The organism is Mesorhizobium cantuariense, assembly GCF_042647205.1.
Lineage (GTDB): Bacteria > Pseudomonadota > Alphaproteobacteria > Rhizobiales > Rhizobiaceae > Mesorhizobium > Mesorhizobium cantuariense.
Genome location: NZ_JBHRVD010000001.1, coordinates 161260 through 184257 on the forward strand (window position 1 = coordinate 161260; position 22998 = coordinate 184257).

The following is a 22998-nucleotide window of genomic DNA, read 5'->3' on the forward strand; positions in this document are numbered from 1 at the left end:
GCCACGGCTAGGTTAAGCCTGCGGCGAAGAGTGCTCGCGCGACGGGCTCGAAATATTGCATGGGAACGGCGTTGCCCAGTTTCGTTGTGCTGATGAGTTGATGCGCCAAGACATGATCATTGACAATTTCGAGACGTAGCGCCTGCGCCTCACTAAACATTCGTGAGGCGGCCTCGCCCTCGGCGCGGCAAACTAAGACCGGCACACCGGTCTCACCTCGTACGTAACGCAGACCGACCAGTATCGCCTTCCCTCTGAAGACCAACGTGGCGCGATTCACCCCAAGCGGAGGCTCGCCGGCCGCTTCATTGCGGATGCGACGTCGTTCATTGTTCAACTCCGGCGTTCCTTGCTGTTCCTTCACCTCGCGCGTCACTTCGGTCTTGGTCATGCGCATTTCGCGCAGAAACAACGCACGCTGCAACAGGAGATCAATCAGTCCGCCGATCAGAAGCGCACCGGCGCCAATCCCGAGCAACAGCTTCGCTTCCGTAAAGACAATGCCGAGGCAACCCATGCCGCACAGCGGCAGATAGACCATCGTCTTCCACATGCCGAGAAGGACGAGGGAAAAGGTCGCGCTGAGAACCATTACTTTAAACAGAGTCTTGCCAACTTCGACTACAGAACGCATGGACGCCATGCGCTTCAGCCCTTCAAAAGGGTTTATTTTCCTAAAGTTGGGCTTCATCGGCTCGAGAGAGAAGACAAATCCACCATTGGCTAATAATCCCGTCAGAATTACCGCAGCAACGAGAGTGCCAAGCAGCGGGCCAACGGTCGCCAGGGTGAGTTCGATTAGCAGGACTAGTTCCTGCCGGACCGCGACATCGAAAGGCAGGTTCTGCAGCTTGTCGGTTAATAGTAGCGTTTCGTGGCATTTGTCTTCGATCACGCTCCCTCTTAGCCAAAGATAGCCGAGCCCAGCGCAAGTGCCGCCTGCGCGGACGAAATCGGAGCTACGCGATATCTGCCCTTTTTTGCGCGCTTCGCTTAGTTTCTTTGGGGTGGCGGCGTGTGCCTTTTCTTCACTCGTGTCGCTCATTTCAGCAACTTGTCGAACCACTCAAGCGCGCCACTCGCTTGTGTGATCTCCAGTTTCATGCTCTCGACCAGATAGGCAGCGTAGGTGACCATGATAATCGGAAAGACGATATTCTTGATCGCAGGGGACAGTTGGCTCGACTTGAATTGGGGCGCAAAGCGACGCAGGATCATCATTGAAATATCAATTAGCCCCAGAAAGAACACTACGGGCCCCGAGACCAATAATGTCGTGCGCATAATCTGGTCGAGCAGCCTCAATAACGCCATTGCTCCCTGCGCGCTCAATGCGGGGTGAAACCGATACACGGGCCAGATCAAATAGCTGCCATAAAGGGCGCTGATCACGGTCTCCAGACCTCCTGCTGCGACGAAGATCGTAATTGCAGTGATCCCGAGAAAGACTCCCATAGCGGAAGCCTGACTGTTCGTCGTGGGGTCGCTCGGAGCGGACGGGCTAGTGATGCCGCGTTGATTGTCCATAAACTCACCGGCCGCCTGAAGTCCCCAAAGGGGAGTGCCGAGAAAAGTGCCAAGGAGTACGCCGACAAAAACCTCCTTCAATCCGAGAAGAGTTACCTGGATCAAACGTGTTTCAGGATCTAGCGCCTGCAAGCCCTCGCTGACGTGTGCCAAGCACGGTAGTCCGAAGGCAACAGCCAGGCAGCCGCGGATCAGCCCGCCAATCTGAGATCGTGTAAATACAGGAAGGATCAGCATAATGCCTATCGCGCGGGCCGCGCCGAGACCAGCCGCGACGACGATTTCGATAGCCGTATGGATCAGGATTTGAATCTCGGCCGATGACGCATACATGGCGAGGACTAATAGCCAGGTGTCATTGCGGGAAACTCGGTAAAGATCTGGCCGGCCAGTCCTATGAGCGGGGCGCTCAGCACGGGGGCAAACAGGCCAATTACCGCGACAACGACCAGAAGCTTCACAGTGAGCGGCAAGCTTTCATCCTGGATCTGCGTTGCCGCCTGGATGATGCCAATGCCTAGGCCAACAATTACCGACGCAACGAGCGGCGGCAGAATCCAGATCATGAAAACCACCAACGATTGGTTCATAAGAGTGACAATACTGGATTCAATAATGATCAACCTCCCGGTATCGTGTAGCTCAATACAAGTCCGTGCATCAACCTTGACCAGCCATCAATAGCGACGAACAAAAAGAGCTTGAATGGGACGGATATAACCGTCGGAGATACCATCGACATACCCATCGCCATCAAAATTGTCGTTACGATAAGGTCGATGACGATAAAGGGAAGATAAAGGAGAAAGCCGATTTCGAACCCACGCTTTAGTTCCGAAATTAGAAAAGATGGTACGAGAATGGCGAAGTCATCAGGTGTGGTTCTGGCTCGCATTTCCTCTGGCCAGACTTTTTGGGTCGAGGAGAGGAAGAATCGCCGCTGCTCTTCGTTCGTGAACTTCTTGAGATGATCGCGCAAGGGCTCACTGCCGGCTTTGGCGGCGCTTAGCCAGTCATCGAACGTCTGATAGCGGAGCTTCGGATCCGTCATACGATCATAGGTCTGTTCAATAACAGGCGCGCTAACGAAAATGGTGAGGATGAGTGCCGCTGCGTATAGCACTAAGTTAGGCGGTATCGTCTGGGTCCCCAGCGCATTGCGGACGAGGAATAAAACAACTGATAGCTTTACAAACGCCGTGGTCGTGGCGACTACCAAAACCAGCAGACCGAGTCCGGCGGTGACCGCTAGAAGCGAAAAGATTGCCGGCTGAATCTCAGTCATTGCATGCCAACCTGCCACGCAGTCTGATGCCTAGCTCATCTCCGATGCGCACGATGTCGCCACGTCCGATACGCCGACCATTGGCAAGTATGTCCACCGGACCGTCGATTGGCCGACCAAGTTCGAAAACATGTCCTTTACCAGCGCTCCTCAATTCTCCCAGAGGCATGGGCCAGCGGCCACATTCAAAGACAAGCTCGATCTCGACATCGTCGAGATTGGCTTCCGACGGCCCCAGTGGTGATTCGGGTTTTGTCATATGCGCATTCTCCAAAGGGCACGATCGGGGGCGGAATGGCCCCCGCAGGATTAGGTGATCGCCCTCAAGATCTGCCCGGGCCCATAACAGGCCTACAGATAGGGTGATCTGGTCGCGGCCGAACGGCGATTTGTCTGGCAACAGAGCATCACCAACACATGCTTTGCGAAGAAGCGCCGCCGGAACGCGAAGCGTGCCGATCTCTCCTGCGACCATGACCGGGAGCTCCGGGGATTGCTCGCGCGGCTGTAGCGGCAACTGGCCAAGCAGTTCGCCTAGCGCGCGGAACGCGAACGGCACGAGGCCATCAAGAGGCGAGAACAGGAAGAGACGAGCTTTGCCATTGACTGGGCCGAACACGATTTCCAGTTCGAGATAAGGAGCCAGTGTCGTGGCTTCACGTACGTGTAGAAGCTGCGCGTCCCGCTGCGTTTTATCCTCCAATTGAGCGATAAGCGGCTCAAGTGCAAGTTCCAGAATGAGCGAAGCAGTTGGCTCGGAAGGGAAAGCCAGATCACCCTGTACTGTGGAGACGAGCGCCTCTACAAGCCGTCGGGACAGCGACAGTACGATCGTTTCAGCTCCCACGCGCCAAACGCAGTCAAGCATCGGAATTCCACAAGGTTCCTGCTGCCAGGCAAGCCCTTCCACCCGCGCCGATAGTGGCTTGTCGCTGATCAAGGCCTGAAAGGGCCTGCGCGATGCCGCTATATCATTGAGCCACGAGGCGACCGCGTGGGACAGTGTTAGCGCTGGTTCGAATATAGCCGGTCTGCCCACAGTGGTTACCAAAGCAGATCTAAACTGCACGATCGCGTCATTCAGGGAGCCTGCGGTTATCGGATCGGGTTACCCGTCAGGGCGAGCGAAATTCTTCCATACCGAAGCAATATGTCATCGTCGGCCTCCATCTCGTCTGCGGCCTCTAAATGAATGTCGAGGGCGCGCCGGACGTCTTTCTCGATTTGCTGCCATTTGCGCTTTGCCGCCGAACTTCTGACCCACCGGGCCCTCGTCTCAGACGCCGCTGCCTCGGCTTTTTCTTGAGCAACGCGTGCCTCATCAAGCATCTCGCGTCTGAAAGTGATCTCAGCCTCAAGCCGCTCAACGAGAAGGTGGTGATGGTCGAGTGCTGCGCTGGAAAAAGTGTCGAGCGACATCAGGTCTTGGTAGAGCCCCGCTTCGGCTCCTGCGCAATTTTGCTGTGCGACTGCAAGACCCTGGGCGGCGTTCTGTACGGCTAAGGTGGCCGTCTGGCGCTGGGCTTCCTTCTTGGACAGTTCCATAAGCAATCTACGCTCTTGCGTTTCCTTCAGAAGCCGTAACCTCGAAGCGTGAAAACAATTCACCCGGTCAGACGCGACATCCATGCGATCGTCTCCTCAAAATCTGACGGCTCTCCTTCGCTCTGGCGCAAAAATTCCCTCAGCTCGCCAATCGACGCGACAGCCCGGTCAGTAAGAGGGTCGCCGCCTTGCTTGTATTCGCCGACGTTGATCAAAAACTCGGATTCGGCATAGCGCGAGAGCAGATCACGGAAAAAGGATGCTGCCTTGCGATGTGGCGCAGATACGACCGCATCCATTACGCGGCTGCGACTTTGCAGCACATCAATAGCTGGAAAATGCGATCGCGCCGCGATAGTGCGTGAGAGAACGACGTGGCCATCAAGAATGCCGCGCGATTCCTCGGCAATAGGATCGCCTGTGCCGTCACCTTCGACAAGCACCGTATAGAAAGCCGTGATTGAGCCGCGATCACCCATGCCGGCACGCTCCAGCAGGCCTGGCAACATAGCGAAAACGGAAGGAGGAAAGCCCCGTCGCGTCGGCGGCTCACCCGCAGCAAGGCCTATTTCGCGCAAGGCGCGGCAGAAGCGTGTCAGCGAGTCTAGCATGAGGGCGACGCGTAGCCCTTGTTCGCGAAAATATTCGGCGAGCGCGGTCGCCATAGGAGCACATTGCGCCCGCTCCACTGCCGAGCGGTCGGATGTTTCGACGACTACGACCGTATGGCGAAGGCCCGCCTCCCCAAGATGCCGCTCTATGAATTCTCGAACTTCACGTCCACGTTCGCCGATGAGCGCGACTATGATAACGTCGGCGGCGGCACCTTTTGCGATCTGTGACAATAACGTCGACTTGCCGCAACCTGGCTCGCCATAAATTCCGATCCGCTGCCCCTCGCCGCATGTCAGCAGACCATCCAGAGCACGGATCCCGAGCGGGAACGGCCGCTCAACAATGCGCCTTGTCATTGGATTGGGGGCCGCGCCCCGCAGCGGACGAGTTTCGGTGGTTTTGACTTCGCCTTTGCCGTCGAGGGGACGGCAACGACTGTCAATCACGCGGCCGAGCAAATCGGGGCCGACTGGCACTTCACGCATTCGTCCAGTGGCCACAACCTCTGCGCGGCCCGACAGGCCCATCAAGTCTCCGATCGGCGTGAGCAACACGCCATTATCCAACAGGCCGATCACCTCGGCCTCGAGCGACAGTCCGGTTCTGGGATCCTGCAGCAGACAAAGTTCCCCAATACGAGTGTCGGGCAAGATGGCATGGACCAGTGTACCGACAGCCCGCGTAATCCGTCCGCGCACGACACGCGTGTCGATTCGCTTTGCCGAAGACCTCAAGGACGAGATGGCCGGATCGGGAGGCCGGATGCCGGCGGGACTATGCACCGGCGTGGTCACAGTTCGCCTCGTCAGAAAGTGACCCGAAGCCGAGGCGCAGCGCTCGCATCTGCGCATCAAGTCCCAGATCGACATTGCCATAGTCGCTCCACAGCACGCACTGTTGCGGCGACAAGGTCGGATCCGGATCAATCCGAACCCTCGGCCGGCCCTCCCGCCCGTCGCACCCAGCAAACGCGCGCGCGAGCATATCGACTTGCTTGGGACATGCATGAAGGCAAACTTCCGCGCCGCTGTACTTGCGCTCAATCGCGTGACGAACAGCCCTCACCAACAGCTCGCCCGAATCGAAAGCGCCCAGAATATCGCTTAGGATCTCCATTACGAGCTGTGGCAATTCCTGCTCCAGAACCGCCTTTCGTCGCGCCACTTCGGAGGCTGCCCCCGCAATCAGCCGGGCCATTTCCTCGGCGCCTGCATCCAAGCCCTCGGTATGGCCGCGTGTCCGCTCACGCTGATAGGCGGCGCGCGCCCAGCTGCGAACCCGCCGCTGATGCCGTTCCGCCGCAGCACGCGCTTCCATGGCGCTATGCCAGATTTCGATCTCACTCGCCCGTATCAGTGGGTCCACTGGGCGCATCTGGGGCGGGACGGGCGCTGCAGGAACAACGGCTGTCATATCACCGGGATCTCCGCCTCAAAATGAGCGGCTACAAGCGAAAACAACTGGCCTGCGGCAGCATCGTGTTCGGGCGCTGGATTCTCGGCGGCGGTCCCGACGGGCAACCGTAGAAGCACGCGTGTACGCTCAAGCTCTGGACTGTGATTGAGCCAAGCACCAAGACAGGCATGTCCATCGTGTTCAATTTGCTGCGCCAGCTTTTCGGGATCAGCAATCAATCCGTTTGCGATCGCATGCGTCGGATGTCGGATGCCAAACGCGTGCGCATCAGCGCCGATATATCCAATAAGCGCATTGAGGTGAGGCTGCGAAACAAGTTTCAGCAACGAACGGGCATGCCATATACTTCCGGCAAAGAGGGCAGCCCGATGCGGGTCACGTCCGTGCAGGAGATCCGGCCCCCAGTCGCCTCCGTTCGAATCCATGTCATTGTCAAGCAGCAATTCTACCAGCCTTGGCCGCAGCCTGGGACACTTCTGCAAGCGCATCAATGTCGCAGCCGATAACGCCGGATCAAGATGGGCGGCAAGACGCGTCGGATGGGCCGAAGCAGCAAGCTCGCTCCGAAACACGGAACGCAATTGGGACGTACGATCACGTTCGGCGGTCTTTGTCGATATCGTCATTGGGAATATCACCTACGCCGTATCGCCGATGATCTTCTTGCGAATGGCCTCGACAACGGAAGCACCCGAGCGCCCCTCGACCTTGGATAGGTCGCCCTTTGATTGCCTGCGCCGATGACCAACCAGACTGGCTAAGAGATAGCACGCCACAGCGAATACAGCCGCCGCAACACCCATCACGATCGCCAGAAGTGGCGCTGGAATGGAATTGGATGCTTTTGCCAGAACAGTCACCGGTACGGGCCGTTGCACGGGTACGGGCCGTTCCACTGGTACCAAAACCACTTCTATCTTATCGTAGGACAAGCCTTCGATGCTGTCGGCGACGAGCATCTTTATCTTCGGCAGCAGAACTGAGAGATTTTCTTTGGCGTCGTGTCGGATAAAGACCGAGGCTGAGGATGGCGCGGCGCCTGCTCGTAACAGATCGTTTTGCGGCAGAACGACATGAACGCGTACAGAGAAGACGCCGTCGATATCGCTGATGGTACGCGACAACTCTTCGCTCAGGGCATAAACGTAACGGGCACGCTCCTCCGTCGGCGAGGCAATCAGGCCTGAGCCCTGGAATATCTCGCCGAGGTTCTTGAAAGACTGGCGCGGCAGCCCCTTGGCACTCAGGAGATTGATTGAGAAGGCAAGCCGCTTTTCGTCGACCTGGATCGTGCTGGTCCCATCCTTAGCCGCAACCCGGACCGCATCAATCCCATTGTCAATCAGAAGCGCGAGCATCTCATTCGCGTCGCGCTCCTGCAATTGCGTATAAAGATCGACCTTGCAACCACTCAGGGCGAAGAGAAGTGGCAGTACGAAAAAATAGAGCGAACGCCAGCCAAGCGGGCGACTACGCATGTTTTCGCCACGGGCTAAACCAATCATGCGCGCCGTTCATCCTTGTTTTATCAGGTTGTTGACAGATGAGGTGAGCCCGCTGACACCTTTGGAAACAAGAGCAACCTGGGTGACCTCGCTATAAACATTCCGCAGACCGGCAACCATCGTTTCGAAATCATGCGGTCCTTGCAGGGGGCCCGGCATCCGCGTTCCCGCAGCCCCACCCTCGACGGGGAGGCTCTGGGCCGGCCCCGACAGAGCGCCCTTTGCAAGCGCAACCTCATGGTCGCGCGCGGCAGAAGTGGCTGTATTGTCGCGGTACATCGAAGAAATCGTCTGGATCACGCGATCGCCTACCGGACTTGTCCGCGCAGGCGCGCGTTGGACATCCATCGGCGCAGGAACCGGCGCCGCCCTCGCTGGCGCCGAAGCAATGTCGTTTTTCGTCGAGGCGGCCGCCTGCGCCAGGGCGCGCTCAAACTGGGCCTGCTCGTCGAATGGCGCGAACCTGGAGAAAGGATCGGCTATAGTGGCAGAGATCGAGGTGACAGGCATCATCATGCAAGGACTCGTTTGTTCTCTTTGACGCGGGATGAGGTGTTCTCTTTGACGCGGGATGAGGTCAGCACGTTCATCACCGGCTGTTGGATCAATACCCTAGGCAGGCGAACTGACGACAAGCTGACCAACGAGAGCGTCGTTTGGCTATTTAAAAGTCACGTTGTCGACTTTAGTCACTTGTGAGAGTTTCAGCCTTTGGTTTATCAAGACCAGATGCCGAGAACGCTCATCCAATCCACCGCCCTGCACATTTTGAAGATACTTCTCTGTGTCGGGTTTTTTCTCCCCACCGGTATCCACACCACTGTGGGTGCGCCTCTGTCGCTTCCCTCGACGCCCTATAGATATACGGTTCTAGATCAGGATCTCTCTGCAGCGTTGCAGCAATTCGGCAACAACCTGAATATCAGGCTCAACATCAGCCCGGAGGTGAAGGGGCGGATTCGCGGGCGTATGCCGGATTTACCACCGCGCGAGTTCCTCGACCGCTTGACCGACCTGTATGATCTCCAATGGTATTATGATGGGATGGTGCTTTATGTGTCCGCTGCAAAAGAAGCGCAGACTCGGATGCTTGTGCTGACTTCGGTTGGCTTCGATGGGTTCAAGGCGGCCCTCGATGAGCTTGGCATCTCCGATGAGCGCTATGTCATGCGACCTGCGCCCGGAAATGGCCTCGTCCTGGTTTCCGGTCCTCCACGCTTCATGGCGCTGGTGGAACAGACGTTCAACGGCCTGGTGGCGGAGGCCCAGGCGCAGCCCCGCGCCGTGGAGACGCCGCCAAGAGAATCGGTGCTGATATTGTTTCGAGGCTCTTCCACCATGGTCGTCCGCGACGGGCAACCGGAAGCGTCTTACTCCTCTGTCGTGCCGCAACAGGACGGCGTCGCCGGGAAGCCTGAGCGGAACCAGAACTGACATCGGAGCAAACGCCGTAGCTTCTGAAGAAAAAGATCACGACCGCCACCTCCTGAGTGTGAATTCGTGTGAAGCTCGTCAGTTTATCGAAAGCTAAGCCGTTCATGATTAGAACCGGCAACTCCAAAGATATCGCCGGCACTGTGCTGGAATTGAGCCTTGGGGCTAGCAAGGAGCGGATCAATTAAAAGCACGGCTAGGGCATTGGGATCCGGCCGACGCTCGGAATTGTCGCGTTCGTGAGCGCATTGGCCTCACATCAGGCCCTTGTGGGAATTTCAACGTCACGCCTGAGGGTGCACAATGTCGGCCAGCAACCTTTCACCATCCAGCAGCTCAAATACCGCACAGTCAGTGCAGGCCTGGTCGGGCCGGACACCTTCTGCGCCTATGTCCGCCCAGGCTCAGCAAGGCGCATCCTTCTTCGACGCAATGCTGTCCTCTTACTCGCTGCAAGGTGAGACCGAACCTGCGGCGCTCCGGGACCGGCAGGCTTCGGATCTCGAGTCGTCGATGGAAGATTTGCGTCAGCACCCATTGGACCTGCTGCCGCCACATATGAGGGCGGCAATTGAATCGATGGATCAGGATCTCCAGCCCTCTGCAATCGAGCCCCCTTCCGTCCCGCCGGTGCCGGTGAAAAGCTCAAGAATCACCTGGGACGGCGGCTCCCTGACCGAGGCTGAGTTGCAGATTGTGGCAGTGCTTAACCGTCACAAGGACACCCCAATCTGGTGGGACAAGCTCGATGCCCAAGCCAATCTGCCCTCTGCGCCACCGGATTTGAAAGCGGCGCTCAAGGCACTGCAGCAGGATCCAGAACTCTTTTACGCGATCGGCTCGCAGGGGGACGGCCGCTGTGGAGGCAGGATCGAGCCGAAAGATTTGTCTGGGTTCTCCAGCCATCATTCACAAGTTGCCGAGTTTCAGGAGCGGCAGGCGCAAAGCTACGAGCAGAACTACATTCCATCCGATAGCACTGGAAATGCTCAGCCTTCGGTCATGACCTTGAGCGATGCCTTGCGCGAGCTTTACCGGTACTCTGAAAGCCTGCCCAAGAACCTGAGTCTGGCTGATTTCAATCAGATCGTCGACGGCAAAGCGAAAACCGTCAAATGTCCGCCCCAGGTCATTGCGGCGGCTCAATACTTTGTCAATCACCCGGATGCCTGGAAACAGTTGTACGGCGGTGCTATAGATAAGGTCCATAAAGAGGACTTCCTGCAAGTCGCCTCATCGTCGATGAGCCTCACGCAAGCCGAGCTGAATACGCTCGAGACGATGAATAGCCATCAGGACGCTTTCTTTGGAAGCGGTGTCATGACTCGTGACAAGCTGGCGAGCATGGCGGACGACAAGAGCCTTGATCCGGGAGTACGGAAAACGGCGTCGCAGCTCCTTTCAGATCCTCTGTTGTTCGGTCTGCTCAACAATTCGATCACCGGCTACAAGACCCATAATAAAGTCTTCGATTTCGGCGGCGGACATACAGTCGATTCTGGTGACGTCAGCAAAAAAGATTTTGCCCACTTCTACACCAACATGTCGTCGGCGAACCAAACCATTCAACAGCCAAAGATCCATGTGCCCAAAACCGCTGCGGAGCAGGACGCTGTCGCGGACATGACGATGGGCCTGGCGGACCAGCCTGAGATCAAGTCAGCCAAAAAGAACGGCGGCATCTTCATGCATATAGTCGACGGCGTTTGCAAGGAAGCCTCTGGCCTGCTTGACACGGCCGCAACGGCGGTGGGCTTGCTCAGCTTCGTTCCGGGCCTGGGAAAAATAGCCGATCTCGCATCGATGGCCCTCGAGTGGGAGTCGCAAGCGGCGAACATCCTACATACAGCCATTAGCGGAGGCAATATGATGCACGCGCTGGCAGAAGCCGGCATCAACTTGGCGGCGCAGGCTGTCAGCCTTGTCGCTGGGCCCGAGGTCAAACTGGCAATCCGCAACGGGCTCGTCAAGAAGGCGATTGAAGAGGCCGCGACGGCCGGCATCAATCTACCGCTTTCCACGGCGCAAACCTATGCGGTAGATTATTTGAACAACCTGCAAGAAAGACTTGCGACCGACTCTGGGCCGTCTCAGAGCTCGGCCTGACCAGCAAATTCGAACTTCCTCACCGCACTGCGTCCTTTCATCAGTCAGCTCAGCGCGCCTGGGAAGATCGGAATACACGCTCTCTAGTCCAAGTCTGGAGCAGGTCCTGCTTGGGCGCCTGGCTGAGATGCTTCGACCACTCAACGCTCGTTCTCGAGCGCCATACCTTCGCTATCGCTGGTGCCCCGATATTTGACAGTTTAGCTTCAATGACGGGGAACGTGAAGGACTGACTGCTCGGGTTTGCGGGCCGAGCTTGTCGGCCGCTCAATCGAAAGCGTCATTTGGGGTGGGTGCTCCCCCGCGTGCAGTTGGCAAACGCGTTCGTCCAGTTGCTTGTCTGCGGTCGTGAGACGATGGTTGAGGCGAAGGTAGTCGGTCCAGGTCGGCGTGCGGAATGTTTCTGTCCATTGCATAGGTTTCTGAAGATTACGCTGGAGTGTCCATTGCCGCGCGCCGACGCGGCTATGCACGTGCCGGCGCTCGCTCATGAGATCGAGGAAAGCCTCAAGGTTTTTCTCGGATATCAGATACTCGACCTTGACAACGATAGGACCGCTTCTTGGCTTCACATCAAGCGCGACCGCGGGAGCGTCGAATTCCTCTAAAGGGTCGGGCTCGGAATCGCAGCGCTCACGCAGAGGAAACAGCACTCCGGCTGCAGCGACCAGCAGCAGAGCTCCAGCGGAGCCTTCCAGCGCCCAGGTCAGCGAATGGTTTTCGGCCACCGTGCCCCACACCCAACTGCCGGCCGCGATCCCGCCATCTATCAATGCATAGTAAATCGAGATCGTGCGCCCCACGACCCAGCGCGGGCTCGCCAGCTGCACGCTCACGCCAACCCCGGACCAGGCTGTGACCCACCCCGCGCCGCCCAAGGCGAGTGCAATTGCCGCCACTGCAATCGAAGAGTTCAGGGCAAGGGAGAGGGAACACGCCGCGCAGGCGACGCAGGCCAGTGTCATCAGCCGTTCCTGCGACAAGCTCCGTCTGAACCTGCTGTTGGAGATGCCGGCGAAGACGGCGCCTGTCCCGAAGCCGGCCATGAGCGTGCCATAGGCGAGTGGTCCTCCTCCCAACTGATCGCGCACGATCAGGGGCAGCAGCGCGAGTATGGCAATGCTCGCCAGGCCAAAGAGGGTTCCGCGGGCGATCGCCGCCTTGATTTCGGACGACATCGCCGTGAAGCGAACTCCGTCGTAGATCGCCGTCCTCATCGATTCACGCGGCAGAGGTGAAGAGCGAACCTTCCACTTGCAGCGCCATATGGTGGCCAAGGGTACCAAATAGGTGAGGGTGGTCACAGTAAAAGCTGCCAAAAGCCCAAACGAGGCAACCACGATGCCGCCCAGCGCCGGACCTACGGTGCGTACCGTGTTGAAGCCCACGGAAAGCAGCGTAACGGCAGCGGGAATATCGCGTCGGTGCACGATATCGCCAACCGAAGCTTGCCAGGCGGGATCGTTGAGAGCTCCGCCACATGCGATCAAGAAGCTGAAGCCGAGGATCATCCACGGGTCGACAAAGCCCAGCGCCACTAAAGCAGTCAGCATCGCAGAGGCTACCACCATAAGGGACCGGCCGGCGAACATGACCCTGCGACGGCTGAAATTGTCGGCGAGCGCCCCGGCGAAGACAGACAATATGAACGCAGGCAGCGTCGACGAAGCCTGGACCAGCGCAACCATCAAGTCGGAAGTCGAGATCGTCGCCATCAGCCAGCTGATGGCAACAGTCTGCATCAGCCAGCCGAGACTGGAAACCTGCGTGGCGAGCCATATCGAACGAAAGGTCGGCTGCATGAGTGGCGCAAATGTCGATGGCGCAGCAAAATCTTCATCAGAGCCAGCCACACCACTCATCTTTGCAAGCCTTTGCTTTCCGTTTATCGGCCGCTCTCGCATGTAATCTCGACTGGACCGTGGCGGCCATGGGCTGAGAGATGATGCCGAGGGAAATTTTTTCAGGCGTCGGCGCACCGTTCGACACGAGCGAGACATCTATAGTTTTGCCGCCGAAGAATACCTGCGGCGCTAGAGGAGCCGGCCGGCCGCAGAGGCGCTCAGGAATGGAGCTGACCCGGGGTCAGATTATCCCGGAGTTCTCCCGGTTGCCGAACCTTGGATTATGCGCTGGAATACGCGAATTGATATGAAAAGATAGGATGAGACTTTGCCGTTCCCAGTCATTGACCTGCTCGGGCAGGCCGCCTACGCTGATGTCGCTTGAATGGATATGGGCGACCCGCTTCTTGTTTTCCGTGAAACGGGCAGTGGTCGCCAGAACCGTGCGGATCTTCGGCTCCTGACCAATCAGGGACAATGCTACCACCGAGTACACACTTACTGGGGTGAATTACGCCCCCCACAGAACCGGTCTTGTCAGGCGCTTGCAGGCAGCTTCGCAGTATCAGCAGCGGTCTTGCCCCTGGTTCCTATGTGCTTTCTCTCGACTCTGAGGCAAGCGCCGTGACACCGGTAATTTCTCTGGGGTCAGTACGGATACGATTTGTTAGCGCCGATTGGCCATCACCGCGCTTTGTTCAAGGAGGCGTTGAAGGCGATGGAATGGACGATCTCGATCGAGGGGAAGAACGACTTCGGTGACGTTTGTCTGTCAAGAAGTCCGAATCGATAAGAGCGAGTAGCGTCTGTGCGACGGTGATCTCGGCCTGTCGGTCGATGATGGCAAGAAGATCATGGTCGCCTTGCAGAAGGCGGTGGTCACTCAGGAGGCGGAGACTTACGCCTTGTTTCGCCGGGTATGTCCGGACTGCCATACCTTTCGGCCGGTCAAGGACTACACGACACGCCGAATTCGAACGGTGTTTGGCACGGTGGAGGCTCGCAATCCACGATGGATGCTGTGTCGGGATTGCCATCCGGGAATGGACGGCGCATTCGCTCCGCTCAAGGAAATCTGCCCCGATCGGGCGACGCCTGAACTGATGGAATTGCGGCGCGACTGGGAAGCCTGCTGCCCTACCGCCAGGCTGCCAGCATGCTCGCTGCCTTTCTGCCTATCGAGCCGACGGAGACCCACGCCACTGTGCGCAAGCGGACGATCAGCGCCGGCGAACGGCTTGACGGCCAGATCATGGAAGAAACCCGGCGAGTAAGATTGCAGACCGATGAACGACGGCAGCTCGAAATGCCGCTTCCCGGCGATCGCCGCAAAGTGTTCGTCATCAGCATCGACACGGCGCATGTTCGCGGCGCCGAGCGGAATTCAGGACGGAATTTCGAGATCGTCGTGGCCCGCTGCGGTCGTGGTGGGCGGGGAGATCGGGGTGGCCGATATTTCACCACCAGCAATACCGACCAAGACGCAATCCGAGATCGCGCCCTTCACCCCCTTGAGCGAGAAGGGCATCGTGGCTACGGCGACGTCACGGTAATTTCGGAGGGTGCTGAAATTCTCAAGCGACTGCCGCGTGCGATCCCGAAGCCGACGGCCCACATCATCGACTGGTTTCACATTGCTATGAAGGTTCAGCCCATGCAGCAGATCGCCGATTTCATGGTTCGATCCCAAGCTGAGTCCGTCGGCGCGCTCTCGACCATCGACAAGGACATCAAAGCGGTGAAGTGGCGACTGTGGCACGGATGCTTGGATCGAGCTATCCGAGACCTCCAGGGTATTGTTACGCAATTGCTTCCGTTGCAAGCGGCTGGAAATTTGTCGGTCGCGCGTCTTCACATGCTCGCATCGCAACTGCTCACCTATGTCCGTTCGAACCGCTGTGCGATCGTCAACTACGGCAAACGCTACCGAGCCGGCCTTCGCGTCGCTACCACTCTTGCCGAGTCGGCGGTCAACTTGCCGATTCCGACGAAGCCGCCCCTTTGTTCCGACATGATTGCGCCCCCCGATTCCGAGATGATGTCGCCCCCTGGGGCTAGGGCTTGCTGGCTGTGATTGTTGTCATTTCGTACGTGCCGTGTGTCAAGCTTTTTGCGCTTGTTTGCGACGCAGGCTTTCGCCCGTCAGATCGATGCGGTGGGCGTTATGAATGAGGCGGTCCAGGATTGCGTCGGCATAGGTTGGATTTCCGATGACGTCATGCCACGCCGACACAGGCAGCTGGCTGGTGATGATGGTGGAGCGTCGCCCATAGCGGTCCTCGAGGATTTCGAGGAGATCGTGCCGGGCCTGGTCGTTGAGAGGCTCCAAGCCCCAGTCATCGAGGATGAGCAACTGGACGCGTCCGAGGGTTCTCTGCAGACGTGCATAACGACCGTCGCCTCTGGCGAGCGCCAGATTGGCGAACAGTCGTGGGACACGCTGATAGAGAACGGACCGGTCATCCCGGCAGGCCTTATGGCCGAGCGCGCAGGCCAACCAACTCTTGCCGACGCCTGATGGGCCGCAGATGGCCAAATTGTCGTGAGCGTCGATCCAGTCTCCGGCGATGAGCTTGATGAACAGGGCCCGATCGAGGCCACGCTCACCGCGATAGTCCACATCTTCAGGCGCCGCCTGATGGCGCAGCTTGGCAAAGCGCAGGCGAGCGCCGAGCTTGCGATCGTAGCGCCAGCTCCATTCCCGGTCGAGCAACAGCGCCAGCCATTCGCCATGTGATAGCTGTTCGGCTTCGGCATTGGCGGCCAGTTCATTGAACGCCTTGGCCATTCCGGTCAGGCCCATGGTGTTGAGCCGGTCGAGGGTGGGATGTGCAAGCATGTCATTCTCCTTCAGTGGTAATAGCGGGAACCGCGGATATTAGGGTGGTCGATGGGCTCGCGAGTCGTCGCCTGGCTCGACGATGCCCGGTCGAGGTGATTGTCGAGGATTGAGCGGACGGAACCATAAGTCCGGGCGCCGATCTCCAGCGCCCGGCCGCAGGCGGCGTTGACGCGCTCGCGGCCGAAGCCCTTGACGAGCCGGATGACGCCAAGACAGGCGCGGAAGCCTTGTTCGGGATGCGGCCGATCCGCCAGTATCTTCTGGCACAGCAACGCCACATCGGGGCCGATCGCGGAAGCTTCCCGGGTGATCCTCTCGATCGTCCAGTCGGCAAAGCGGCGGTGCGATGAAGGCATGTGATCCGACACCGTCGTGTGCCGCCCATTGCCGCTGGAGCGCAGATGGGCGGCGATCCTCTCGCCCTTGCGGAACAGCTCGATGGTGGTCGCCGTGATGCGCGCCTCCATCTGCTCCCGCGCAAAGCGGTATGGCACCGAGTAATAGTGCCGGTCGATCTCGACATGGTAGTCGAGGCCGGCGCGCCGAATGCGCCATTCAGCAAAGACGTAGCGCTCAACCGGCAGCGGCTTGAGCACGGGCCGGTCGATCTCTTCGAACAATTGCCGTCGCGTACGATTGACACGACGCAGCACCCGGCGATCGTTCAGATCGGCAAGCAACTCGCCGATCGCCGCGTTGACCTCAGCCAGGCTGTAAAAGACACGATGGCGCAGGCGACCAAGAAGCCAGCGCTCGACAATCCGCACCGCCGCCTCGACCTTGGCTTTGTCGCGTGGCCGCCGTGGCCGGGTCGGCAGCACCGAACTGCCATAATGCTCGGCCATGCCGGCATAGGTGCGGTTTACCTGCGGGTCGTAGCGGCAGGCCTTGATGATGGCGACCTTGGCATTGTCGGGATTTTGTGTCCCGAACGGTTATGTGTCCTGAGAGGTGTAAGTTTCTGTAATCAAACGACTTGATTGTCTTTGGCGGCACATCGCGCAGGCGAAGCAACGAGCGCATCCTCCAACTCCCCCTGATCCAAAATGGAGGTTGCCATGTTAGAACGCCTTTTCGTCAAACCACAAACTGTCGATCGGATTATGGATTGCTGGCTTGGGCCGCAGATCGAGCAGTATGTGAAGGCTCTGTGCGAACGTGCCTATACACCTCGAAGCATCTATCGCCGTGTTCCTGTCCTCGTGAAGTTCGCGGCATTCACTGCCGGCCACAATGTCGAACGTATCGAACAAGCGGAAAGGCTCTTCGAGCCGTTCATCGCAGACTGGTTGTCAAATCGTAATCACAATCGATCGGCTGATGCACGTCGACGCGCCCGCAATTTTGTCACTGGCGTCATACGGCATTTCTTCAGCCTGGTCGTATGGAAGGCAGGCGACGACCGCGCTAGACCTTCGCTGCCCGATCCATTTGCGGTTCAGGTTCCAGGATTCTTCGATTATCTCCGAGATGAGCGAGGGTTGCGGCAAAGCTCCATCGCGCATTACCGGCATTACCTGCGCGTCTTTGAGCGGCATCTCGGCGATATAGGATGCGATCCGAAGTCGCTTACATTGCCGCTGGTGACGGCCTTCATCACGACACAGGCCGCGTATTTCGGCCGCACCGCGATGGTCAGTCTCGCCAGCATCCTACGGGTCTTCCTGCGATACCTGCATCGGGAATACGTCCTTCAGCGCGACATCATCAAGCTGGTCGAGATACCTCAACGTTATCGGCTGGCCGATATCCCACGATCGATTAGTTGGGGTTCGGTCCAGGATATGCTCGATCAGGTGGACCGACGCACGGTGGTTGGCCGGCGCGACTACGCCATGCTGCTGCTGATGGGCGTTTATGGGCTGCGCTCCCGTGAAGTCGCGCTGCTAACGCTTGACGATGTCGACTGGAAGCGCGATCGGCTGCATGTGCGCGGGCGCAAGGCCGAGCACAGCACCACCTATCCGTTGGCCCCCGTCGTCGGTGAGGCGATCGTGGATTACCTCAAGAACGGTCGGCCTGACGTTCAAAGCCGATTGCTTTTTTGGCGGCACTTGGCGCCACAATCGCCACTAACACACTCTGCGGTATCGGCCACTGCCAGCAAGTATCTTCATCGCGCGGGGATTCCGGTTAGCCGTCCGGGATCACACACTCTCCGTCATGCCTGCGTCCAGCGCCTGGTAGACACGGGGTTTTCGCTCAAGACCATCGGCGACTATGTCGGCCATCGGGCGGCTTCCTCAACCATGATCTACGCCAAGGTCCAGATCGATGGCTTGCGTGAAGTCGCTCTTGGTGATGGGGAGGATCTGCAATGAGAACCCGTCTTCCCGAGCCTTCAAGTCCGATCGCGCCCTACATCATCGCTTTCGTTCGCCACAAGCGCGCACTCAACCGGCGCTACGACGTTGAAGGCAAGGTCCTGCGGATGCTCGACGGCTATCTGAACGTTCAAGGGGTGATGAGCATGACCCAAATCAGCCCGGCACTCCTCGATGCGTTTTTCCTGAGCCGTCCGCGAGCCCGTCCGAGAAGCTTCAACCATCTTGTCGGTGTCGTCGGCCGGCTGTTCGAGTGGATGGTCGAACATGATGTTATCGATCGCTCTCCTGTCACGATGAAGCCCCGCCGCCGTGGTAATCCAAGACCGCCCTGCATCCTGGATCTTCGTACCGCTCAACAGCTCATCGAGCGCGCCGCCGAACTCCCGGATCAGAATAACGCCCAGCTTCGCGGTCCCGCCTACGCCACCATCTTCAGCCTGCTGTTCGGGCTTGGCCTGCGTGTCGGCGAGGTTGCGCGCCTGCGCTGGCGGGACGTCGATCGGGATCGTAACGTGCTCACCATTCGCGAGACGAAGTTTTCCAAGTCAAGGCTCATTCCCATGGGGCCGCAACTGGCACAGCGCCTTTATGAGTTCATGGCGCTGCGATCACAGCACCTGGTTTCGGTACCCCCCGACACACCGTTGTTTTCCTTCCTGCGGGGTCGGGCTGTGAACCCCGGTACGATCAGCATCATCTTCCGTTCGCTGGCCGACCAGTTGGACATACCGATCCCGCCGGGAGGAACGCCGGCCCACGTGCATGATCTTCGACACAGCTTTGCTGTTGGGCGACTTCTACGGTGGTATCGTGACGGACATAATCCCACCGACAAACTGGTCAAGTTGTCGACCTTCATGGGGCATGTGGATCCCGCTTCCACGACCGTCTATCTCAGCATTACCGCTGATCTCCTGGAAGCCGCCGGCCAGCGCTTCGAACGATTTGCAGCGCCGCTTTCGCGTGGAGGACGGCTATGAGGACCGTCGGCAACCTCGTCTATCAATTCTTCGAGCATCATCTCAAAGCCGAGAAGGGTCTGGCGTCCACTTCGATCCGGAGCTACCGCGACGGAATCCGGTTGTTTCTTCTGTTCTTGGCCCGGGAGAACCGACGCCCGATCAGCAAGCTCAGGCTGAGCGACCTCAGCGCCGACAACGTGCGAGCCTTTCTCGCCCATCTTGAAGCTGAGCGCGGTAACGGCATCCGAGCGCGGAACCACCGGCTCGCAATGTTACACACCTTCTTCGCCTATGCCGGTGGTCAGGAACCGATGGTGCTGCCGGAGGCCGAGCGCGTCGCCGCCATCCCAAGGAAGCGCGCGCAGCCGGCAGCCACCTATTATCTCGAACGCGACGACGTCGAACGGCTCTTCGACAAACTGCCGCGCATCAGAGCTTGTTCACCCGCGTCCCAGGCCACGTCTCCACCGATAGGCGCTCAGTCAATGAGAAACCGACCGAGGAAATCGGTGTCGGGTGGGATTACTGCGCAGATCGCGCCTTGCAAAAGGACATCAGAGCGGTGCGCCAAGGCACCTTGCAATTGGCCGATAAACATGGAGCTTTCGCGCCATGACATTGGAACATGCAAAGGGCGATCTGGTCGCCGAGCTCAGCGGCGCCGCGCCGGCCGAAGATCGTGCAACGACGCCCGGGCGCGCGCGGCAACGAAGGCTGTGGAGCTGCACAGAGAAGCGCGCGTTGGTCGACCTGGCGAGCGCGGCGGGGCTATATTCTTCCATGGTTCGTCCTCCTGGCATGAGGATAGGCTCGACGTATGCATACGCTGGAGGCCGCCTACTGACGCGTAGCTTGAGGCGGTAGTGTCCGCTTAGATTAAGTGGACGCTTGGCGAATGAAGTATCTGGCTATGGAACAGCCATCGACGGTGGAAGCGAGCACGTCCGCGGCTCTGCCGCTGCCGCCGGGTGCGGGCCAACAGCGGACGCGCCGCTCCTGGACGGTTGAGCAGAAGCTGGCGATCGTGCTTGAGGTGCAGGAGTCCGGTGATCCGGTGTCGGTTGTGGCGCGGCGTCACGACATGAACGCGAACCACTTGTTCATCTGGATAAAGCAAGCCCAGCAAGGGCGATTGGGCCAGTCCAAACCGCTGCCTGAGACCCCACCGGTCGCGTTCATTGACATGGGTGTTGTCGGTCCCAGCCTGCACGACGTAGAGCCGGAAGAGCCGGCTCCTGCGCGATCGCATTCTGAAGTACCAGCTACGACCAGCCAAGCGGTGTCTGCCGGTGGCCGGATGGAAATCGTCGGGGTCAACGGCCGGCGTGTGATCGTTGACCGCACTGTCGACGTAAGTGTCCTGCTGCGGATCTTGCAGGGCCTGGAAATGCTGCGATGATCCCGACACAAGGCGTGCGTGTGTGGCTTGCCACAGGCTACACCGACATGAGATGTGGCTTTCCCTCGCTGGCGCTCCGGGTGCAGGAGGTCCTCAAACATAATCCCCTTGGGGGCAACATGTTTTGCTTCAGGGGGAAGCGTGGAAATTTGCTGAAGGTCATCTGGCATGATGGCCAAGGATCATGCCTGTTCACAAAAAGGCTTGAGCGCGGCCGCTTCATCTGGCCAACAGTTGAGGGTGGAGCTGTGACAGTATCTCCAGCACAGCTGAGTTATCTATTGTCTGGGATAGACTGGCGCAACCCTCAGGAAACATGGCGTCCAACCCGGGTTGGGTAGCATTTTTTGATTGAAAATACAATGGAATGTGATTCAATCGGCGCATGACTTCGAAGCCGGTTGATCTTCCCTCGGATCTTGCCAGCGCCTACGTGGCGCTGCTGGCTGAACGTGAGGCGTTGCAGGCTGAACGCGATGTGGCGGTCGCGGATGCTGCCAGCTGGCAGGCTGAAGCCGCCAACGCACAGGCCATGCTGTCCGACACCGAGGCGCGGATTGCACATCTTGAGCTGCGCATCGAGAAGCTGAAACGCGAACTGTACGGGCAGCGCTCCGAGCGCACGGCGCGGCTGATCGAGCAGTTGGAATTGGAGCTCGAAGACCTTGTCACCTCGGCGACCGAGGATGAGCTTGCCGCGCAGGTCGCCGCGGCGAAGATCCAGAAGGTCCGCCCCTTCACGCGCAAGCGACCGGTGCGCAAGCCATGGCCGGATGACATCGAACATGAGCGCATCGTCATCGAGTCACCCACCACCTGCGCCTGCTGCGGCGGATCCAGGCTGTCCAAGCTGGGCGAGGATGTGACCGAGACGCTGGAGGAGATCCCGCGCCGCTTCAAGGTCATCGAAACGGTCCGGGAGAAGTTTACGTGCCGGGATTGCGAGAAGATCACCCAGCCGCCGGCGCCGTTCCATGCCACGCCGCGCGGCTTCATCGGTCCTCAACTGCTGGCCACAATCCTGTTCGACAAGTTCGGCATGCATGCTCCACTCAACCGCCAGAGCGCGCGCTTCAAGGCCGAGGGGATCGACCTGCCGCTGTCGACGCTGGCCGATCAGGTCGGCCACGGATCCTTCGCCGTCATGCCGCTCTTCCAGCTGATCGAACGCCATGTGTTCGCAGCCGAGCGCCTTCATGGCGACGACACCACCATTCGCATCCTGGCGAAGGGCAAGTGCGCGACCGGGCGCATATGGACCTATACGCGCGATGACCGTCCCTTCGCCGGGCCTGCGCCGCCGGCGGCGATCTATTACGCCTCGAGCGACCGGCGCGGCGAGCATCCTCAGAAGCATCTGGCCGGGTTCGCCGGCATCCTTCAGTGCGACTGTTACAGTGGCTTCGAGCCGCTGTTTGACCCGCAGCGGAAGGAGCAGCCGATCACGCCGGCGTTTTGCTACGCCCATGCGCGGCGAGGATTCTTCGAATTGGCCGACATCGCGAAAAAGGCCCGGGATGGCAAGAAGGGCAAACCGATCTCGCCGATCGCCCTGGAGGCGGTCAGGCGCCTCGACGCGCTGTTCGAGATCGAGCGCGCCATCAACGGCCGCAGCGCTGACGATCGGTATGCCGTGCGGCAGGAGAAGAGCAAACCACTTCTCGACGACATGCACGCCTGGCTGCTTCGCGAGCGCGAAACCCTCTCGCGCTCTTCCGAGGTTCTGAAGCCAATCAACTACATGCTCAGGCGCTGGGTCGACTTCGCCCGCTTCATCAACGATGGCAGAATCTGCCTCAGCAACAACGCGGCCGAAAGAGCGCTGCGCGGCATTGCTCTGGGAAGGCGCAATTGGACCTTCGCCGGTTCCCAGCGCGGCGCCGACCGCGCCGCCGTCATGCTTACCCTCATCACCACGGCACGCCTCAACGACGTCGACCCAAAAGCCTGGCTCGCCGACGTCCTGGCCCGCATCGCCGATCTTCCTACCTCGCGTCTGCACGAATTACTGCCTTGGCAATGGAAGGGCCTGCACGAAGCCGACAAGCCCGCCGATCAGCAGGCCGCCTGACCTTCACGCAACGCCATCATAGAGCCCGCCACGCGCACGCGCATGTGCCAATCATGCGGCCTTCGTCGTATGCGTACGGCTCGACGAGCAACCCTCGTTTCAACACTGCCAGTGTAGGGC

General features: G+C 59.1%; 23 protein-coding genes and 1 pseudogene. 9 read left to right on the forward strand and 15 right to left on the reverse strand.

Annotated elements, in window-relative coordinates:
- Nucleotides 1-7: 7 nt before the first annotated feature.
- The 11 genes from ACFOJ9_RS00740 to ACFOJ9_RS00790 are packed head-to-tail and all read right to left on the reverse strand — an operon-like array spanning nt 8 to nt 8409.
- Nucleotides 8-1045, reverse strand: coding sequence for an EscU/YscU/HrcU family type III secretion system export apparatus switch protein (locus ACFOJ9_RS00740; protein WP_378976440.1), 1038 nt, complete (start codon nt 1043-1045; stop codon nt 8-10).
- Nucleotides 1042-1860 carry a type III secretion system export apparatus subunit SctT gene (sctT, locus tag ACFOJ9_RS00745; protein ID WP_095090005.1) on the reverse strand — a complete coding sequence of 273 codons (819 nt, stop codon included), beginning with the start codon at nt 1858-1860 and terminating at the stop codon, nt 1042-1044. The genes ACFOJ9_RS00740 and sctT overlap by 4 nt, the downstream gene beginning before the upstream one ends.
- Before the next feature lie 8 nt (nt 1861-1868).
- Nucleotides 1869-2117, reverse strand: a complete 249-nt coding sequence (locus ACFOJ9_RS00750; RefSeq protein WP_206073788.1) for an EscS/YscS/HrcS family type III secretion system export apparatus protein — start codon at nt 2115-2117, stop codon at nt 1869-1871.
- Nucleotides 2118-2146: 29 nt separating this feature from the next.
- A complete protein-coding gene (gene sctR / locus ACFOJ9_RS00755) occupies nt 2147-2812 on the reverse strand; it encodes a type III secretion system export apparatus subunit SctR (protein ID WP_095090007.1) in 666 nt (221 codons plus the stop codon).
- Nucleotides 2805-3881, reverse strand: a complete 1077-nt coding sequence (gene sctQ, locus ACFOJ9_RS00760; RefSeq protein WP_095090008.1) for a type III secretion system cytoplasmic ring protein SctQ — start codon at nt 3879-3881, stop codon at nt 2805-2807. The genes sctR and sctQ overlap by 8 nt, the downstream gene beginning before the upstream one ends.
- A gap of 26 nt (nt 3882-3907) precedes the next feature.
- Entirely contained in the window at nt 3908-4441 is a 534-nt protein-coding gene (locus ACFOJ9_RS00765; protein ID WP_095090010.1) for a hypothetical protein, read from the reverse strand.
- Nucleotides 4417-5766, reverse strand: a complete 1350-nt coding sequence (gene sctN, locus ACFOJ9_RS00770; protein ID WP_095090011.1) for a type III secretion system ATPase SctN — start codon at nt 5764-5766, stop codon at nt 4417-4419. The genes ACFOJ9_RS00765 and sctN overlap by 25 nt, the downstream gene beginning before the upstream one ends.
- Nucleotides 5747-6385, reverse strand: coding sequence for a type III secretion system stator protein SctL (gene sctL, locus ACFOJ9_RS00775; protein ID WP_095090013.1), 639 nt, complete (start codon nt 6383-6385; stop codon nt 5747-5749). Before sctL ends, sctN begins: the two co-directional genes overlap by 20 nt.
- Nucleotides 6382-7014, reverse strand: coding sequence for a nodulation protein NolU (locus tag ACFOJ9_RS00780; RefSeq protein WP_378922819.1), 633 nt, complete (start codon nt 7012-7014; stop codon nt 6382-6384). The genes sctL and ACFOJ9_RS00780 overlap by 4 nt, the downstream gene beginning before the upstream one ends.
- Nucleotides 7015-7026: 12 nt before the next feature.
- Complete coding sequence (sctJ, locus tag ACFOJ9_RS00785) at nt 7027-7893, reverse strand: type III secretion system inner membrane ring lipoprotein SctJ (protein ID WP_378976442.1); 867 nt, start codon at nt 7891-7893, stop codon at nt 7027-7029.
- 9 nt (nt 7894-7902) lie between these two features.
- Nucleotides 7903-8409: a nodulation protein NolB gene (locus ACFOJ9_RS00790; RefSeq protein ID WP_095090019.1), complete on the reverse strand. Its 507-nt coding sequence runs from the start codon at nt 8407-8409 to the stop codon at nt 7903-7905.
- Between the two features lie 213 nt (nt 8410-8622).
- On the opposite strand from ACFOJ9_RS00790, the gene ACFOJ9_RS00795 reads away from it, so the two are divergent.
- On the forward strand, nt 8623-9327 hold the full coding sequence (locus ACFOJ9_RS00795) for a secretin N-terminal domain-containing protein (RefSeq protein WP_095090021.1): 705 nt from the start codon (nt 8623-8625) through the stop codon (nt 9325-9327).
- 303 nt (nt 9328-9630) lie between these two features.
- The gene (locus ACFOJ9_RS00800; protein WP_378976444.1) at nt 9631-11433 is read left to right on the forward strand and encodes an HrpF/NolX family T3SS translocon protein; all 1803 of its coding nucleotides are present in this window, start codon (nt 9631-9633) and stop codon (nt 11431-11433) included.
- 206 nt (nt 11434-11639) lie between these two features.
- Here ACFOJ9_RS00800 and ACFOJ9_RS00805 read toward each other — a convergent pair whose 3' ends face one another.
- Both ACFOJ9_RS00805 and ACFOJ9_RS00810 read right to left on the reverse strand, forming a co-directional pair.
- Nucleotides 11640-13295 (reverse strand): MFS transporter, encoded by a 1656-nt coding sequence (locus ACFOJ9_RS00805; RefSeq protein WP_095090025.1) that lies wholly within the window; start codon nt 13293-13295, stop codon nt 11640-11642.
- A gap of 223 nt (nt 13296-13518) precedes the next feature.
- Nucleotides 13519-13755 (reverse strand): hypothetical protein, encoded by a 237-nt coding sequence (locus ACFOJ9_RS00810; RefSeq protein WP_095090027.1) that lies wholly within the window; start codon nt 13753-13755, stop codon nt 13519-13521.
- 678 nt (nt 13756-14433) lie between these two features.
- On the opposite strand from ACFOJ9_RS00810, the gene ACFOJ9_RS00815 reads away from it, so the two are divergent.
- The gene (locus ACFOJ9_RS00815; RefSeq protein WP_378976446.1) at nt 14434-15351 is read left to right on the forward strand and encodes a hypothetical protein; all 918 of its coding nucleotides are present in this window, start codon (nt 14434-14436) and stop codon (nt 15349-15351) included.
- Nucleotides 15352-15378: 27 nt separating this feature from the next.
- Here ACFOJ9_RS00815 and istB read toward each other — a convergent pair whose 3' ends face one another.
- Entirely contained in the window at nt 15379-16116 is a 738-nt protein-coding gene (gene istB, locus ACFOJ9_RS00820) for an IS21-like element helper ATPase IstB (RefSeq protein ID WP_378976448.1), read from the reverse strand.
- 11 nt (nt 16117-16127) lie between these two features.
- Nucleotides 16128-17036: pseudogene (locus tag ACFOJ9_RS00825) on the reverse strand (Mu transposase domain-containing protein); the annotation flags it as partial.
- A gap of 141 nt (nt 17037-17177) precedes the next feature.
- Between ACFOJ9_RS00825 and ACFOJ9_RS00830 the strand changes: the two are divergent.
- The 6 genes from ACFOJ9_RS00830 to tnpC are packed head-to-tail and all read left to right on the forward strand — an operon-like array spanning nt 17178 to nt 22878.
- Nucleotides 17178-18440 carry a tyrosine-type recombinase/integrase gene (locus ACFOJ9_RS00830; protein ID WP_378976450.1) on the forward strand — a complete coding sequence of 421 codons (1263 nt, stop codon included), beginning with the start codon at nt 17178-17180 and terminating at the stop codon, nt 18438-18440.
- On the forward strand, nt 18437-19426 hold the full coding sequence (locus ACFOJ9_RS00835) for a tyrosine-type recombinase/integrase (RefSeq protein ID WP_095205330.1): 990 nt from the start codon (nt 18437-18439) through the stop codon (nt 19424-19426). Before ACFOJ9_RS00830 ends, ACFOJ9_RS00835 begins: the two co-directional genes overlap by 4 nt.
- The gene (locus ACFOJ9_RS00840) at nt 19423-20259 is read left to right on the forward strand and encodes a site-specific integrase (protein ID WP_378976452.1); all 837 of its coding nucleotides are present in this window, start codon (nt 19423-19425) and stop codon (nt 20257-20259) included. Before ACFOJ9_RS00835 ends, ACFOJ9_RS00840 begins: the two co-directional genes overlap by 4 nt.
- A gap of 44 nt (nt 20260-20303) precedes the next feature.
- Nucleotides 20304-20807 carry an IS66-like element accessory protein TnpA gene (gene tnpA / locus ACFOJ9_RS00845; protein ID WP_378976454.1) on the forward strand — a complete coding sequence of 168 codons (504 nt, stop codon included), beginning with the start codon at nt 20304-20306 and terminating at the stop codon, nt 20805-20807.
- Nucleotides 20804-21148 carry an IS66 family insertion sequence element accessory protein TnpB gene (gene tnpB, locus ACFOJ9_RS00850; protein WP_378976456.1) on the forward strand — a complete coding sequence of 115 codons (345 nt, stop codon included), beginning with the start codon at nt 20804-20806 and terminating at the stop codon, nt 21146-21148. The genes tnpA and tnpB overlap by 4 nt, the downstream gene beginning before the upstream one ends.
- A gap of 44 nt (nt 21149-21192) precedes the next feature.
- Nucleotides 21193-22878, forward strand: a complete 1686-nt coding sequence (tnpC, locus tag ACFOJ9_RS00855; protein ID WP_378976458.1) for an IS66 family transposase — start codon at nt 21193-21195, stop codon at nt 22876-22878.
- Nucleotides 22879-22998: the final 120 nt, after the last annotated feature.